Origin of the sequence: Nocardia neocaledoniensis (assembly GCF_003182135.1) — a bacterium.
Taxonomy (GTDB): Bacteria; Actinomycetota; Actinomycetes; order Mycobacteriales; family Mycobacteriaceae; genus Nocardia; species Nocardia neocaledoniensis.
This window is the reverse complement of the sequence record NZ_QGTL01000004.1, coordinates 588,854-603,442: the sequence shown is the minus strand read 5'-3', so window position 1 is coordinate 603,442 and position 14,589 is coordinate 588,854. Positions and strand designations below refer to the sequence as shown.

Sequence of the window (14,589 nt, the reverse complement as noted above, 5' to 3'; positions counted from 1 at the left end):
ATGTTTCAACACGCGCGACCCTCCTCATCCCCCACCCACGGCCTGCCTCATCGTTGGTTGTACCGCAGTACCGGCCGATAACCGGGGAAGACACGCGAGAGCCGCGCACAGCAAAAAGACCGGCTCACCCTGCGGGTGAACCGGTCTTGTCAGCGTTGCTGAGCGGAAACTATCAGGCGCCCAGCGCACCGAGGATGTGCGGACGGGCCTTCCACAGCTCGTCTTCCCAGTACTTCCACGAGTGCGTGCCGCTGGCCGGGAAGTCGTAGACGGCGTTGATGCCGAGCGAGTTCAGGCGGTTGCGGAACGAGAAGGTGCTCACCATCGAGATGGCCTCGATGCCCATGGCGTTGGCGGTGTTGTAGAGGCCGCCGAGGCCGGCCGGACGGTCGTGCTGACCGGGCAGGCCGTTGGCCGTGGAGATGAACATCGGCAGGCCGCGCAGCTCGGGCGCGAACACCATCGGGTCCATCCGCAGCCACGCCGGGCTCCACGGAGCGGCCATGGAGTCGACGTTGAAGCGGCCCGCGTCGAGCATCATCACGCGGATGGCCTCACGCATGCCCGGGGCGCCCCAGTTGAGCGGGCCCGAGAGCGAGGAGGCGTGCTTGAACTGGTCGCGGTGCAGCGCGGCCAGGCGCAGCGCGGCCGGGCCGCTCATCGAGAGGCCGAGCACCGCGTTGTTGGTGCGGGAGACGCCGTAGCCCTCGAGGAAGGCGGGCAGCTCCTCGGTCAGGAAGGTCTCCCACTTGTAGGTGGTCTTCTGGCCGTTGGTGTTGGAGGCGGCGGTCCAGTCGGCGTACCAGCTGGACTGGCCACCGACCGGCATCACCAGGGTGACGTTGTCGTTGGCGAACTGCTGCATCGCGTTGGTCTCGAAGGACCAGGCGTTGCGGTCGTCGCGGGCGCGCAGGCCGTCGAGCAGGTAGAGCGCGGCGTTGCCACCGTTGCGCGCCCACTGCACCTGGACCTTGACCGGGCCCATCTTCGACGGAACCATCAGCTCTTCGTAGCCACCGGCCGGGGCCCGCAGCGCCGGCGCCGACACCGGGGCGGCGAACGCCGTCGGGGCCGCCCCCGCCGCGATCGGCAGCACGAGTGCCGCGGCGCCGACAGCCAGAATTCGATGACGCCAACCTCGAGGTGCAATGCCCCGGGACGTGCCCGGCTGGTCACCCTTCGGCGCGGCGGCCTTGCCGAAACGCATGTGAATTCCGCTCTCTTTCTGCTGTTGTGGCGTGCCAGACCCGCCCAGGGACATCGCCCGGATCCCGACAGTCCGGCCGATCAGACAGGTGAAACAACGATCTGGTCACACTTTCGCTCGCTGGAGGATATTCGACCCGCGAATTACTTGCAAGGGCAACAGAACTCGCCTCGGAAAACAAACGTCCGGCGCACGAATGCGCCGGACGATCGTTGTGGCGTGGCCTAGCCGATGTTGTTCGACAAATCCGGGATCATCCGCAGCGCCTCGTCATTCCAGTTGTTCCAGGCGTGGATGCCGTAGGCCGGGTAGGAGTAGGTGACGTTGCGCGCGCCGAGGGTCGCCATGCGCACCTCGAAGGCCCGCGTATTGGCCAGCGCCAGCGCCTCCAGCGCCATGCCGTTGACGGTGCCCATGCTCGGCCCGTCGGTGTTGGTCGGCAGGCCCGACGCGGCCGCGATCCAGAGCCTGGTGTTGTTGCCGACCAGGTTCGGGGCGAACACGAACGGGTCCATCCGCAGCCACTGCGGGCCCCACGGCGGGGCCATGGAGTCCACGTTGTAGCCGCCCGCGTCGAGCATCGCGATGCGGATGGCCTCGCGCATGCCGGGCGCGGAGATGTTCAGGTAGCCCGAGAACGCGCCGGCGAAGGAGAACTGGTCAGGGTGGTAGGCCGACAGCGTGAGCGCCGCGGAACCACCCATCGAGAGGCCGAACACGCCGTTGCGGTAGCGGTTGAACCCGAGGCGGTCGGCCAGCGCGTTGCGCAGGTCGTTGGTGAGGAAGGATTCCCACTGATAGCGGTAGCTCTTGCCGGGCCCGCCGGAGAGGGCATTGCCTGCGCCGGAGCCGGAGGCGGGCGCGCCGCTGCCGGGAATGCCGAAGAATTCACTCGGCGAGTTCCAGTCGGCGTAGAAGCTCGACATACCGCCGACCGGCATCACCACGTTGATATTCGCCCTGGCGAGCGCGTTCGGGATATCCGTTTCGATCTCCCAGCCGTTGAGATGCTCCGGCGCGCGCATGCCGTCGAGGACATAGACGACTCGATTGGTGTTGCCGTCGGCCGCGCGCAGAATGCGCGACTTGATCGGGCCCATGCCCGAGTCGACCCAGAAGTCGAACGCGGCGGGGTTGAAACCGGCGGTGGCGGGGGCGACGCCGCCCGCCACGGCGGTTCCGATCGGAACCAGCAGGGCCATCGAGATCCCGGCTGCCAGACGACGCGCCCAGGAACGCGGGGCTGCGGTCTTCACGCGCTTCGGGCGCAGTGTTCGCATTTCGACTAGACCTTTCTCGGCAGACCGACTGCGCAAACCCCGAGCTACACGGTCGGATCCCTCATCGGACGTCGATCACCTCGACGCATGCTCACTCTGTATCAATCGCGGCGAATGCCTACATGTTGCTGGAAAGTGACCCGGAGCACAACTCACGGTGACCTGCCATCGGTGATTCGTCACCGGCCGGCTCTCGGATCGTGACGGAAACGAGAAAACCGCCCCGGCGCGCAGGGCGCCGGGGCGGTTTTCGGAAGTGCGGGTCGAGCTAGCCGATATTGGCCGACAGATCCGGAATCATCCGGTTGACCTCGGTCTCCCAGTTGCGCCAGTTGTGCACGCCGGTGATCGGGAAATCGAAGTGCGCGTTGCCGCCGCCGAGGGTGGCCATACGGACCTGGAAGGCCCGGCTGTTGACCATCGCGAGCAGCTCCAGCGGCACGCCCTGGACGATCTCCATCGGGTTGGACACGTCACCGGCGCCCGGGATGCCGCTGGCGGCCGAGACCCACACGCGGGTGCCGTTGCCGACCAGGCGCGGCGCGAACACGAACGGGTCCATCCGCAGCCACTGCGGGCCCCACGGCGGCGCCATCGCGTCGATGTTGAAGCCACCGGCCGACACCATCGCGACGCGCATCGCCTCACGCATGCCCGGCGCCGAGATGTTCAGGTAGCCCGAGAACGACCCGGCGAAGCTGAACTGGTCCGGGTGGTAGGCGGCCAGCGTCAGCGCGGCGGAGCCGCCCATCGACAGGCCGAACACGCCGTTGTTGTTGGGGTTGAAGCCGAGGCGGCTCGACAGCGCGTTGCGCAAATGCTGGGTGAGGAAGGTTTCCCACTTGTAGGTGTTCTTCTTGCCCGCCACCTGAGCAGGCGCGATCGACGAACCGGTCATCGCCGAACCCGTGGCCGCCGAACCGGTGGAGCTGCCGCCCGAACCGGCGTCGAGGCCGAAGAAGTTGCTCGGCGCGTTCCAGTCGGCGTAGAAGCTGGACTGGCCGCCGACCGGCATCACGACGTTGATGTTGGCGGCGGTGAGCGCGCGGGCGACGTTGGTGTCGATCTCCCAGCCGCTCAGGTCGTCGCGGGCCCGCATGCCGTCGAGCGCGTACACCACGCGGCCGGTGTTGCCGTCCGCGGCGCGGAAGATCCGCGACTTGATCGGGCCCATCTCGGAGTCGACCCAGAAGTCGAAGCCACTGGGATCGAAGGCCGCCGACGCGGTGCCGGTGGGACCAGCCACCGCCGCACCGATCGGGAGCACTACAGCCAGGGAGAGCAGCACCGATCGCTTGAGCCAGCCGGCTCCCCGGGCTCTGAGACGTCCGCCACGCATTCTGTTTTGGGCCTTTCCTCGTGCGGCTCGCGCGAACCGCGGTTGCAAATGACCGCCGACTTACTACCGGCACACCAGTGCGCCGACGGGCCGTTCCTCTCGATGACCATATCGTGACATCGATAGCCTGGCGTTACCGAAAAGTGATTTAGCGGCGAACGCCACTGAGAAAATCCTGGCCAGAGGTGTAATCACTGGGCCCACGGGGTACTCGTGGGCCCAGTGTGACACAGGGTGCGATCAGCGCGGCGGCTCGGGGAACGGATCGACGAGTCCGCACCGCTGGATCTCGTACTTCGGCACCCGGTCGATCCGGTACTTCGCGAAGTTCAGCGCGTTGCGCAGGTTGTGCTTGAACCGGTCGAAGGTGAGCGGGTCGCGCACCGAGATCATCAGCGCCTGGGTCTGCGGGCACGACATCGCCGTGCGCGCCTGGGTGACCCACTCCTCGTCCATGTACCAGGGCATCCACGGGTGGATGTCGACCATGCCCGAGTCGACGACCACCCAGTCCGGGTACAGCGCCTTGTCGTGGCCGATGCGGCCGTCGGCGAGCCGGTCCGAGTGCGCGGCCAGCGGGTAGGCCAGGCCCATCGGATCGATCACGCGCACGTCCAGCGGGACGTTCATGCTGGTCATGCCCAGGTTCAGGAAGTACACCGTGTGCCCGGAGCCGCCCTCGGGGATCGGCTGCGGCGGCGGATCGAGGTACCACATCGTGAACGACGGCGAGTTCAGCAGCAGGCCGCCGTTGGGGTTGTTCGCGATGTCGCGGACCATCGCCCGCATGCGCGGGTAGTCGAGGTAGTCCTCGGCCAGGATCGGGTGGTCCTTGCCGGTGTTGAGCACGTAGTAGACGCGCTCGTCGACGATGCCCGACGAACTGATCTTGGTGCCGGTCTTGATCGCGGTGGTGCCCGCCGCGTACACCGACCAGCCCGCGGTGCCGAGCAGTGCGACCAGCACGACCGCGGTCGACCAGTCACGGGGGCTGAACGCCCGCAGCCCGCCGACCGGCAGCCGGATCGGCACCACGGCGACGGGCAGCAGCAGCAGGAACAGCTGGGTCAGCAGCATCCGGCCGTGCATGAAGTCGCCGCCGACGCGAATCGCGTAGACGGTCAGCAGCAGGCCGCTGCCGAGCACCATGACCACGACCGCACTCGGCGAGCGCAGCCACGCCCTGATCCCGGCCACCGACCAGGTCGGCCGCACCGCGACCCCGCGCGCCACCGCGGTGACCACGCCGGCGATCAGCAGCACGAGCAGCGGAATCCACAGGTAGTACGGGCCGACCAGGTCCCAGAAGTACTTCATGCCCTGGCCCCACTTGGCGCCGCCCGCGTCCTTGGCGACCGCGGTGTTCGGGTAGGGCAGGCCGTAGTAGCCCATCCGCCAGATCTGATACGCGACCGGCACGATCCCGGCCACGGCGACGATCAGCGCGCGCAGCGCGATCGGGCCGAACCGGAACGCGGGCATCGGCGCCAGGAAGATCATGCCGAGCGCGAGCACGCCGATCAGCGTGGCCTCGGGCCGGATCAGCGGTGCGAGACCGGCGAGGAAGACGAGCCCGAGCAGGCCGGGCACCCGGACGACGGCGGCCTGGCTCCACCGGATCATCAGCCACCACAGCAGCCCGACCCAGCAGATCACCAGCCCGCTCTCCAGCCCGGAGGTCGCGTAGTCGCGGGCGGGCGGCAGCGCGATGTAGACCAGCGCGCCCGCCGGGATCAGCAGCTGCCCGGTCGTCCCGCCCCACAGCCGGGCGGTGCCGAGCATGGCGAACACCATCGCCAGCAGCGAGACCGTGAGCGCCACGCCGAGCACCACGTACTCGAGCCTGGCCTGGGTGAGCCAGCTGAAGAACCAGACGAGGTAGGTCCACGCCGTGCTGGTGTTGGTCTCCACCCGCTCGTCCACATTGAAGACGGGGCCGTTGCCCGCGAGCAGGTTGCGCACCGTGCGCAGCACGATGAGGCCGTCATCGGCGATCCACCGCCGCTGCCACGCGCCCACCGCGAACAACACGACGGTGAGCACGATCCCACCGACGAAGGTGGCGCGGGACAGAACAGCCAGACGCGCAGGCACACGCGTCGTCCGCTCGCGTAGCCGCTCGTCTTCGGTTGTCTCCTGCTCCGCTACCACGATCTCGTCAGGTGAGATAGACAGCGACACCTACCGCTCCGATCCAGGCAATAGCGAGGAACTGCAGGATGCGGTCCCCCAGCGCGATCTCTTCGGGTTCACCGGCCTCGCCACCGTCGACGTCGACCGCGTAACGCAGGATTGCGATGGTAAACGGGATCATGGAGATCGAGTACCACTGGGTGTCGCGCAGCTCGTCCTGCTGGAATGCCCAGAGGCCGTAGAAGATGACGACCGCGGTAGCCGCGAGCGTCCAGATGAAGCGCAGGTAGGTGGGCGTGTAGTACTGCAGCGACTTGCGGATCTTGGCGCCGGTCTCCAGCGCGATCTGCAGTTCCGCGTAGCGCTTGCCCGCCGCCATGAACAGCGAACCGAACGCCATGATCAGCAGGAACCACTGCGACAGCGCGATGTCGGCGGCCGCGCCACCGGCGACGGCGCGCAGCAGGAAGCCCGACGACACGATGCAGATGTCGAGCACGGCCTGGTGCTTGAGGCCGAGGCAGTAGGCCAGCTGGATGCCGATGTAGATCGCCATCACCACGGCCAGGTGCCAGGACGCCAGGAACGAACCGGCGATCGAGCCGACGAGCAGCAGACCGGCCAGCGCGTAGGCCAGGTTGACCGGGACCACACCGGCCGCGATCGGCCGGAACCGCTTGGTCGGGTGCGCCCGGTCGGCCTCGACATCGAGCGAGTCGTTGACCAGGTAGATACCGGAGGCCGCCATGCAGAACACGACGAACGCGATCGCGACGTGCGCGAGCACGCCCGCGTCGCCGACCGCTTCGGGGCCGACGGCCAGCGGCGCGGCGAGCACCAGGACGTTCTTCACCCACTGACGCGGGCGCATGGCCTTGATGACGCCACCGACCAGTGTCTTCGGCGGGCCCTTCACAACACCTTCGTCGAGGACGGCGGCGGACGGTTCTTCGCTCATCTCAGCCAGGGATCTTTCGGTAGCGGTCACTGTCGGAGTCTCTTCTCGGCGGCTAGCACGGCGGCAGCCGACGCGGCCCCCAATGCGGAACCGGCGAGCACGTCGGAAGGGTAATGCACCCCGAGCACGACCCGGGACAGGAGCATCGGCGGTACGAGCACCGCAGGCAAGGGTAGCCCGGTCAACCTTCCGAGCAACACCGCAGCCGCCGTGGTCGACGTGGCGTGCGAGGACGGGAAGCTCAACTTGCTCGGCGTCGACACGTTGACCTGCACCGCGGGGCTGTTCGGGCGCGGGCGCCGCACGATCCGCTTGATCACGATCGAGGCGGCGTGCGCGCCGACGGCGCCGACCGCGACGCCGGCCCACTGCCTGCGGCGCGGCTTGTCGACCAGCCAGCCCGCGGCCGCGATGCCGACCCAGCCCAGCGCGTGCTCACCGAAGTGCGACATGCCGCGCGCGGCCGAGACGACGGCCGGGTTGGTGCCGATGGTCGTCTGCACGGTGTTGATGATGCCGACCTCGAGCGGGACGTCGATGTACTCGGCCTCGCCGCACGCGCACGCGCACTCGCCGCCGCAGCCTTCCTCGGCCAGCTCCAGCTCGGGCAGTTCCGGGTTGATCGCGTTCACTTCTTGGTTCCGTTCAGGCCGAAGGTCTTCTCCCACGCGGCCGTGCTGGTCAGCTCGGCATGCGCGGCCCGGTAGCGCTGCTGCATCTCCGGGAAGCGGGCGGTGAGTTCCTTGCGCAGGCGCATCGCTTCCTTGAGCAGCGCGGCCGCCTTGCGCGGGTCGCGCTTGCGGTAGACCACGCCGCGCCCGTCGGCGGTCGTCACCGTGACGCCGTCGACCTGGGAGAGCAGGAACCAGCGCGCGTCCAGCGTCGGCACGTTGAGCTGCGGTGTCTCGTGCGCGGCCGGGTCGGCCTTGCGGAAGTTGTGCACCACGCCCTTGGCCAGGCGCGCGACCTTCGCGATCGGATTGCCGGGTTCGCCTGTCGCGCCGACACCGTGGCGGTTGGCCAGCGGCAGCTCCGTCGAGGACGGCAGCACCACGGCGTCCGGGTACTCCTTGCGCATCGCGTGGATCTTGCCCAGCGCGCTCGGCAGCAGGTCGAACAGGCCCTCCGGCCCGGCAAGGAAGTCGCGGATCGCCTCGTTCTGGATGGCGACCGTCGAGTACTCCAGGCACAGCAGGTGCTTGAGGGTGGCCTTGACCGTGTTCACGATCATCGGCTTGCCGTCACCGGGCAGGTGCAGGGAGGCGACGACCAGGCGGTTGCGCAGGTGGAAGTAGGCCTGCCAGTCGATGGCGTCGTCCTTGTCGGACCAGGCCATGTGCCACACGGCCGCACCCGGCAGGGTGACGGTCGGGTAGCCGGCGTCGCGGGCGCGCAGCCCGTATTCGACGTCGTCCCACTTGAGGAACAGCGGCAGCGGCTGCCCGATCTGCTCGGCCACCTGACGGGGGATCACGCAGGTCCACCAGCCGTTGAAGTCGACGTCGATGCGCCGGTGCAGCAGCTTGGAGTTGTCGCGATCCTTGAGCGGGTACTTCGAGAAGTCGTGGTCGTACTCGACGTTCGGCGCCGAGGACCACATGAAGATCCCGCGGTCGACGACCTCGCCCATGCTGTGCAGGTGCGAGCGCTCCTGCAGGTTCAGCATCTGCCCGCCGACCAGCAGCGGCGACTTGGCGAAACGGGAGAAGGCCAGGGCGCGCAGGATCGAGTCGGGCTCGATCTCGATGTCGTCGTCCATGTAGACGATGAACTCGGCGTCGGTCTCGAGTGCCTCGTACATGACCCGGCTGTAGCCGCCGGAACCGCCGAGGTTGGGCTGGTCGTGGATGGCGAGCCGGTTGCCCAGCGTCGCGGCGGCCTCGGTGAAGCCGGGCTCGTCGACGACCTTGCGGTTGCCCTGATCGGCCACGATGACGGCGGCGATGTTGTCCAGGACCAGCGGGTCGGAGCCGAGCGCGGCCAACGTCTTGACCAGATCGGTCGGGCGGTTGAACGTCGGCATGCCGACCGCGATGCTGCCCGCGCCCGGCGCCTCCCGCGGCGCGTACCAGCCACCGGCCAGCAGGGTGACCGCCGTGTCGGTGGTGATGTCGAACCAGATCCAGCCGCCGTCCTCGAACGGACCGAGATCGGTCTCGAACTCGACGGTGACCGACTCCGCGCCCTGCGCGACGGCGAATTCCTTGCCCTGCACGTGGATTCGCGAACCGTCGGCCTTGGAGCGGTACACGTCGACGCGGCCGTGGCCCGCCAGTTCCAGGCGCAGCACCACCGAGTCCAGCACGCTCCAGCGCCGCCAGTAGCTGGCGGGCAGCGCGTTGAAGTAGGTGCAGAACGACACCTCCGACTCCGCGCCGATGGAGAGCGCGGTGCGGCTGGTGGCGTGCGCACGCCGGGCGTTGGTGGTGGATTCCTCCAGGTAGAGGGTCCGCACATCCAGCGGCTCGCCCGGGCGCGGCAGGATCACGCGCTGCAGCAGGGAGATGGCGCGGGTCTCGGTCGTCACGTTCTCCAGCACCGACTGCTCGCTCATGCCTCGTCCACCAGCGGTGCGTCCGATTCCAGGTGCGGGCGCAGCACGTTCTCGAACATGCTCAGCGCCGAACCGATCGCCATGTGCATGTCCAGGTACTGGTAGGTGCCGAGGCGGCCACCGAACAGGACCTTCGACTCCGCGGTCTCCTTCTTGGCGAGCTCGCGGTAGGCCAGCAGCTTGGACCGGTCCTCGGGGGTGTTGATCGGGTAGTACGGCTCGTCGCCGGTCTGCGCGAAGCGGGAGAACTCGCGCATGATGACCGTCTTGTCGGTCGGGTAGTCGCGCTCGGGGTGGAAGTGGCGCGGCTCGATGATGCGGGTGAACGGCGCGTCGGCGTCGTTGTAGTTCATCACGCTGGTGCCCTGGAAGTCACCGGTCTCGAGCACCTCGGTCTCGAAATCGATGGTGCGCCAGCCGAGTTCGCCCTCGGCGTAGTCGAAATAGCGGTCCAGCGGGCCGGTGTAGACGACCGGTGCGTCCGGACTGGCGGCGCGGATCTCGTCACGCACGTCGAACCAGTCGGTGTTCAGGCGCACGTCGATGAGCTCGGAGGCGGCCATGTTCTCCAGCCACTTCGTGTACCCCTCCTTGGGCAAGCCCTCGTAGGTGTCGTTGAAGTAGCGGTTGTCGAAGGTGTAGCGCACCGGCAGGCGGGTGATGTTGCCCGCGGGCAGTTCCTTCGGGTCGGTCTGCCACTGCTTGGCGGTGTAGTCGCGCACGAACGCCTCGTAGAGCGGACGGCCGATCAGCGAGATCGCCTTCTCCTCGAGGTTCTGCGCGTCGGCGGTCTGCACCTCGGCGGCCTGCTCGGCGATCAGCGCCTTGGCCTCGTCGGGGGTGAAGTACCGGCCGAAGAACTGCGAGATCAGGCCCAGACCCATCGGGAACTGGTAGGCCTGCCCCTTGTGCAGCGCGAACACCCGGTGCTGGTAGCCGGTGAACTCGGTGAACTGGGTGACGTAGTCCCACACCTTCTTGTTCGAGGTGTGGAACAGGTGCGCGCCGTATTTGTGGATCTCGATACCGGTTTCCGGTTCCGGCTCCGAGTAGGCGTTGCCACCGAGGTGGTAGCGGCGGTCGAGCACCAGCACCCGCTTACCCAGCAGGTTCGCGGCGCGCTCGGCGACGGTCAGGCCGAAGAAGCCGGAGCCGACCACGATCAGGTCGTACGGAGAATTGTCGGAGTTACCCGGGGACGATGCGACGGTCACGGGTGCCCAGCGTATCGGAAGACTGTCGATTGTCCCGGCGGAGTCACCGACCCGGCTATGACCTGCGACGATTCCGCTGGGTCAGCGATAGGGGTGGTGAGGCGGTGTCGCGGGGCCGGGTCGGCTGTCGACGTGACCGTGGTGCCCGTAGCCGACAGGCGGGTGGTTCTGCCCGCGGGCGATGAGCAGTGAGATCAGCACGAGAACGAGCATGAGCGCGGCCAGCACGGCCCCGATCGCGGCGATCCGGGTTCCCGGGAAGAGCAGACTGTCACCCCATCCATCCCGCACTGATGATGACGCTGTTGAGCATGATCGTGAACAGCGAATCCCACCCGAGCACGTTCAACGCGAGATAGCCGGCCGCGAGGACTCCGGACACCACCCGTCCCGCCTTCACCCGCATCACGAGCAGCAACGCGGTGACCGACCAGAACAGCCCGGCGACCAGGTGCGCCAGCGTCATGGCCAGGACCCGGCGGGAATCGTCCGGGTATCCGGGACCGATGATCTCGATCGCCTCGAACCCACCGGCCGTCGCGCCGACCGCGAACCCGGCGAGCATCACAGCGAGCGCTATCGCAGCCCGATGTGCGAGTGCGGGCAGCCCAGCGGACCTCGTCACCTGTGGTCGGGCTCCCGGGTGACCCGGCCCTGCCGCCGCACCCTGCCGCACGAAGCCGGGCACCTGACGAGCGGGCATCTGAGTCTCCCCCGCCATCGGCACCTGCCACCATTCACCACCGGCATGCCCGGGTGCGATGCCATGTGGGCCCGGCACGTACTCCGCCGGCGCCGGGCCGACTGGACCGCCGGTTGTCGGCACCGGCTGAGCCTGCTGATTCGCTCCCGCCCCAGCGAACCTCGCATCGACGTGACCGTCGAACACAGTCGGCGGCGCCGGTTCACCACCAGGCGAGACAGTCACACTCGGATCAGGCCCAGACGGACGACTCATGAATCCCCCCGTATCGCGCGCTAGTACGGATAGGGAGCGTACGCGGGCTGGCGTGCGGCGCGGATCCAGCGACCGGTGGCGGGGGCGGCGGCGCAGATCAGGATGATCAGCGGGATGGTGCCGACGACCACCGCGCCGAGGGTGGTGGCGGCTGGGTCCTCTCCGCCGAACCCAGCGATGGCGACGACGACCGCCGTGCCCATGAAGGCGAGGGCCAGTGTCGACATGATGATCAGGATGACGCGACCGGAGGTCTTGCGACGGAACAGCAGGATCGAGCCGAGGAACCACAGCAGGGCGGGCACCGCGGCGATCGCGGAGGCGACGATCGCGACATTGCGGCTGTCGTCGTCGATGGAGCCGGAACTCAGCGCGATGATCGCCCCGACCGCGACGCCGATCATGGCGAACAGCGCCACGAACAGGGCCAACAGGGCGGCGATGATGCCGGTGGCGCCGCTGACTCGCGGCTGCGCGTAACCCGGCCCGCCGTAACCATATTCGTAGCCAGGCGCCGGATAGGGCTGGACACCGTAGGCCGGAGCGCCGTAACCCTGCTGCGCGTACGGGTCGCCGTAGGCGGGCTGAGCATGACCGTAGGGGTCGTTGCCCGGCTGGCCGTATGGATAACCCATTCGAATCCCCCTTGTGGAAGCGGTCTGACGATCAGTACGGGTACCTGGGCTGGCGGCCTGCGCGAATCCACCGCCCCGTGGCGGGCGCGGCAGCCATGACCAGGATCAAGAACGGAATAGACAGGGCGACAACGCCGCCGATCAACCCGGCCGCCGGTTCGCCGGAACCCGAGGCGCCGATCGCGGTCGTGATCCCGCCGCCGATCAGAGCGATGCTGGACAGGAGGATGAGGATCACCCTACCGGCGGTCTTGCGCCGGAACAGCAGGATCGAACCCAGCAGCCAGAGCAACCCGATCGCCATCCCACCGGCCGCCGGGGCGAAATTCACGGCTGTCGGATTCCGCAGGCTGGTGACCGCGACCATGGCGATCGCCATGCCGCCACAGGTGACCAGCGATATCAGCAACGAGATCACCGCGGCCGTGATTGCCGTACCGCCACCAGGTCTGGGCTGTCCGTATACCGGCGCGCCATACCCGTAAGGCTGTGCGCCGTAGGGATAGGGCTGCGCTCCGTACGCCTGTGCGGCATATGGATCGGGCGCGTAGCCCGGTTGGGCGTACCCACCCGCGTAGGGATCGGGCGCATAACCCGGCTGGGCGTACCCACCCGCGTACGGGTCGGCGCCCTGCTGCGGTCCATACGGATAACCCATCGGATCCCCCCTTGTGAAACGTGTCGTGAGCGCAGGCTCGCCGTCGCGGAAACTATACGGTCGACGGCGCCTGGCGGTCGTTCGTGTACGCCGCTGTCCAGGGCAACGCGGCGGGAAGCAGCACGAGCGCGCCGAGGGCGAGCGCGGCGAGGGCGGCTGCCCAGCTGTGGTTCACGATCGCCGTCACCGCACCGGGTACCCCGCCGAGGCCGACCGGAATCGAGCGGAGCACCGATTCCGCCGGGAACCAGTGGATGCCGTATTCGGGGTCGTAGTTCACCAGGGTGGCCAGCAAGCCGAGCACGCCGAGGCCGACCTGGACGCCCGCGGCGACGATCAGCATCCAGCGGCCGGACTCGTCACGCCGCCACAGCAGCACGCCGCCGTAGCCGAACGCGAAGGCCGCGACCAAGGCGCCGAGTGTGGCGAACAACGTCAGCGAGTCGTCGAGCCGGCCGGGGTCGTGCAGGAACGAGCGCACCAGGACGAAGGCCCCCACCAGATTCGCGGCAGCGACCAGCCCGGCACAGCACACGGCGGTGATCGCCGTCGCCTCACCGATTGTCGACTTCGTTTCCTGCACGACCATCCTCAGAACTTATCCCGTGCCCCGCGAGCGCGTCGTGGTCCAGCGGCGCGTCGGCTCGCTCAGGCTCAGCGCCAGGATCGCCCCGTTGAGGACCAGCCAGAAGTCCAACGGACCAAGTCGCCACCCGTGACTGGCCCCGTTGAGCACGATGACCAGCAGCGTCGCCCCCGCCATCACCGCCGTCATGGTGATCAGCACCCGCCGCCCGAGCATCCGCCGTCGCAACAGCAGCGCCGCCCCGAGCAGATACACCACCCCGAGCCCGCCGACGATCCCCGCGCCCACATAGTCGAGGTCGATCTCGCGCCCGACGGCCCGCAGCACCGCCGTCGCGAACCCCACAACGATCCCGGCCACCCCGACCAGCACCCCGAGCCACCCCGCGATCACCGCGGTCACCGCGCGCGAAGGCCCCTCCGGCCGCACCTGCTCCACCACTGTCCCCGCTACTTGTCGACGTCGCCGTCAGTTATACGGCGGAACCGGCGAACGCGGGGTGTGCACGGGCATGAGCTGGGCGTTCTTCCTTGATTCGATCCAGTGGTCCGTCGCCGGGAGCAGCGCCGTGACCAGGATCAGCACGCAGCCCACAGCGAGGCCGGCGTGGACGCCCTTCAGCAACAGGTCGTCTTCGACGATCAGCGGGCCCACACAGGCGAAGAAGCCCAGGCCGCTGCCGACGGTCACCATCGTCAGCCCGGCCGCGCGCCGAGCGAGCAACAGCACGCCACCCAGCCCGAGCAGCACCACGAAGACCGCGCCGATGCCGAGTTCGAGCTGGTTCTCCAGCTGCCTCCCGTCCCAGTCGATATCGACCTTCGGATCTCGTATTTCCTCGACGACCCACAGCCCGGAGAGACCCATCTGCACCCAGACGAATCCGACCAGGCCGCCGAGGAGCGCACAGATCCCCGCGACCAAGGCCGATGCGGGCGGCGACGAGTCGATACGGCGACGCGGCGGTGGAAAGCCTTGCGGCCCATGCTGAATGTTCATTGCTCCCCCGAATTCGACAGCGGCCCCGCACCCGGGCACCGCAAGGAGCCTATGCGGACGCGACGAGA

General features: G+C 68.2%; 15 protein-coding genes. All 15 read right to left on the bottom strand.

Annotated elements, in window-relative coordinates; translation table 11 throughout:
• Window positions 1-172: 172 nt before the first annotated feature.
• The gene (locus DFR69_RS14785; protein ID WP_244198257.1) at window positions 173-1,207 is read right to left on the bottom strand and encodes an alpha/beta hydrolase; all 1,035 of its coding nucleotides are present in this window, start codon (window positions 1,205-1,207) and stop codon (window positions 173-175) included.
• 224 nt (window positions 1,208-1,431) lie between these two features.
• A complete protein-coding gene (locus DFR69_RS14780) occupies window positions 1,432-2,487 on the bottom strand; it encodes an alpha/beta hydrolase (RefSeq protein WP_244198256.1) in 1,056 nt (351 codons plus the stop codon).
• Between the two features lie 268 nt (window positions 2,488-2,755).
• The gene (locus tag DFR69_RS14775) at window positions 2,756-3,826 is read right to left on the bottom strand and encodes an alpha/beta hydrolase (RefSeq protein WP_167456265.1); all 1,071 of its coding nucleotides are present in this window, start codon (window positions 3,824-3,826) and stop codon (window positions 2,756-2,758) included.
• A gap of 240 nt (window positions 3,827-4,066) precedes the next feature.
• Complete coding sequence (locus DFR69_RS14770) at window positions 4,067-5,920, bottom strand: arabinofuranosyltransferase AftB family protein (RefSeq protein ID WP_279629847.1); 1,854 nt, start codon at window positions 5,918-5,920, stop codon at window positions 4,067-4,069.
• A 64-nt stretch (window positions 5,921-5,984) separates the two neighbouring features.
• On the bottom strand, window positions 5,985-6,917 hold the full coding sequence (locus DFR69_RS14765) for a decaprenyl-phosphate phosphoribosyltransferase (RefSeq protein WP_110038075.1): 933 nt from the start codon (window positions 6,915-6,917) through the stop codon (window positions 5,985-5,987).
• Between the two features lie 26 nt (window positions 6,918-6,943).
• Window positions 6,944-7,456, bottom strand: a complete 513-nt coding sequence (locus DFR69_RS14760; protein ID WP_110038301.1) for a phosphatase PAP2 family protein — start codon at window positions 7,454-7,456, stop codon at window positions 6,944-6,946.
• 89 nt (window positions 7,457-7,545) lie between these two features.
• Window positions 7,546-9,471, bottom strand: coding sequence for a glycosyltransferase (locus DFR69_RS14755; protein ID WP_110038074.1), 1,926 nt, complete (start codon window positions 9,469-9,471; stop codon window positions 7,546-7,548).
• Window positions 9,468-10,685, bottom strand: coding sequence for a UDP-galactopyranose mutase (glf, locus tag DFR69_RS14750; protein ID WP_110038073.1), 1,218 nt, complete (start codon window positions 10,683-10,685; stop codon window positions 9,468-9,470). Before glf ends, DFR69_RS14755 begins: the two co-directional genes overlap by 4 nt.
• 81 nt (window positions 10,686-10,766) lie before the next feature.
• Window positions 10,767-10,976, bottom strand: coding sequence for a hypothetical protein (locus tag DFR69_RS14745; protein WP_110038072.1), 210 nt, complete (start codon window positions 10,974-10,976; stop codon window positions 10,767-10,769).
• A complete protein-coding gene (locus DFR69_RS14740) occupies window positions 10,957-11,250 on the bottom strand; it encodes a hypothetical protein (RefSeq protein WP_110038071.1) in 294 nt (97 codons plus the stop codon). Before DFR69_RS14740 ends, DFR69_RS14745 begins: the two co-directional genes overlap by 20 nt.
• Before the next feature lie 413 nt (window positions 11,251-11,663).
• The gene (locus DFR69_RS14735) at window positions 11,664-12,278 is read right to left on the bottom strand and encodes a hypothetical protein (RefSeq protein WP_110038070.1); all 615 of its coding nucleotides are present in this window, start codon (window positions 12,276-12,278) and stop codon (window positions 11,664-11,666) included.
• A 31-nt stretch (window positions 12,279-12,309) separates the two neighbouring features.
• The gene (locus tag DFR69_RS14730) at window positions 12,310-12,936 is read right to left on the bottom strand and encodes a hypothetical protein (RefSeq protein ID WP_110038069.1); all 627 of its coding nucleotides are present in this window, start codon (window positions 12,934-12,936) and stop codon (window positions 12,310-12,312) included.
• A 52-nt stretch (window positions 12,937-12,988) separates the two neighbouring features.
• Window positions 12,989-13,525, bottom strand: coding sequence for a hypothetical protein (locus DFR69_RS14725; RefSeq protein ID WP_110038068.1), 537 nt, complete (start codon window positions 13,523-13,525; stop codon window positions 12,989-12,991).
• 9 nt (window positions 13,526-13,534) lie between these two features.
• Window positions 13,535-13,960, bottom strand: a complete 426-nt coding sequence (locus tag DFR69_RS14720; protein ID WP_110038067.1) for a hypothetical protein — start codon at window positions 13,958-13,960, stop codon at window positions 13,535-13,537.
• Window positions 13,961-13,990: 30 nt separating this feature from the next.
• Window positions 13,991-14,521, bottom strand: coding sequence for a hypothetical protein (locus tag DFR69_RS14715; RefSeq protein WP_146229288.1), 531 nt, complete (start codon window positions 14,519-14,521; stop codon window positions 13,991-13,993).
• Between the last annotated feature and the right edge of the window lie 68 nt (window positions 14,522-14,589).

What these genes read in the sequence shown, in the direction of transcription:
- DFR69_RS14785 (WP_244198257.1), bottom strand. Translation starts at nt 1,207, where the DNA reads ATGCGTTTCGGCAAGGCCGCCGCGCCGAAGGGTGACCAGCCGGGCACG.
- DFR69_RS14780 (WP_244198256.1), bottom strand. Translation starts at nt 2,487, where the DNA reads ATGCGAACACTGCGCCCGAAGCGCGTGAAGACCGCAGCCCCGCGTTCC.
- DFR69_RS14775 (WP_167456265.1), bottom strand. Translation starts at nt 3,826, where the DNA reads ATGCGTGGCGGACGTCTCAGAGCCCGGGGAGCCGGCTGGCTCAAGCGA.
- DFR69_RS14765 (WP_110038075.1), bottom strand. Translation starts at nt 6,917, where the DNA reads ATGAGCGAAGAACCGTCCGCCGCCGTCCTCGACGAAGGTGTTGTGAAG.
- DFR69_RS14755 (WP_110038074.1), bottom strand. Translation starts at nt 9,471, where the DNA reads ATGAGCGAGCAGTCGGTGCTGGAGAACGTGACGACCGAGACCCGCGCC.
- DFR69_RS14740 (WP_110038071.1), bottom strand. Translation starts at nt 11,250, where the DNA reads ATGCTCGCCGGGTTCGCGGTCGGCGCGACGGCCGGTGGGTTCGAGGCG.
- DFR69_RS14735 (WP_110038070.1), bottom strand. Translation starts at nt 12,278, where the DNA reads ATGGGTTATCCATACGGCCAGCCGGGCAACGACCCCTACGGTCATGCT.
- DFR69_RS14730 (WP_110038069.1), bottom strand. Translation starts at nt 12,936, where the DNA reads ATGGGTTATCCGTATGGACCGCAGCAGGGCGCCGACCCGTACGCGGGT.
- DFR69_RS14725 (WP_110038068.1), bottom strand. Translation starts at nt 13,525, where the DNA reads ATGGTCGTGCAGGAAACGAAGTCGACAATCGGTGAGGCGACGGCGATC.
- DFR69_RS14715 (WP_146229288.1), bottom strand. Translation starts at nt 14,521, where the DNA reads ATGAACATTCAGCATGGGCCGCAAGGCTTTCCACCGCCGCGTCGCCGT.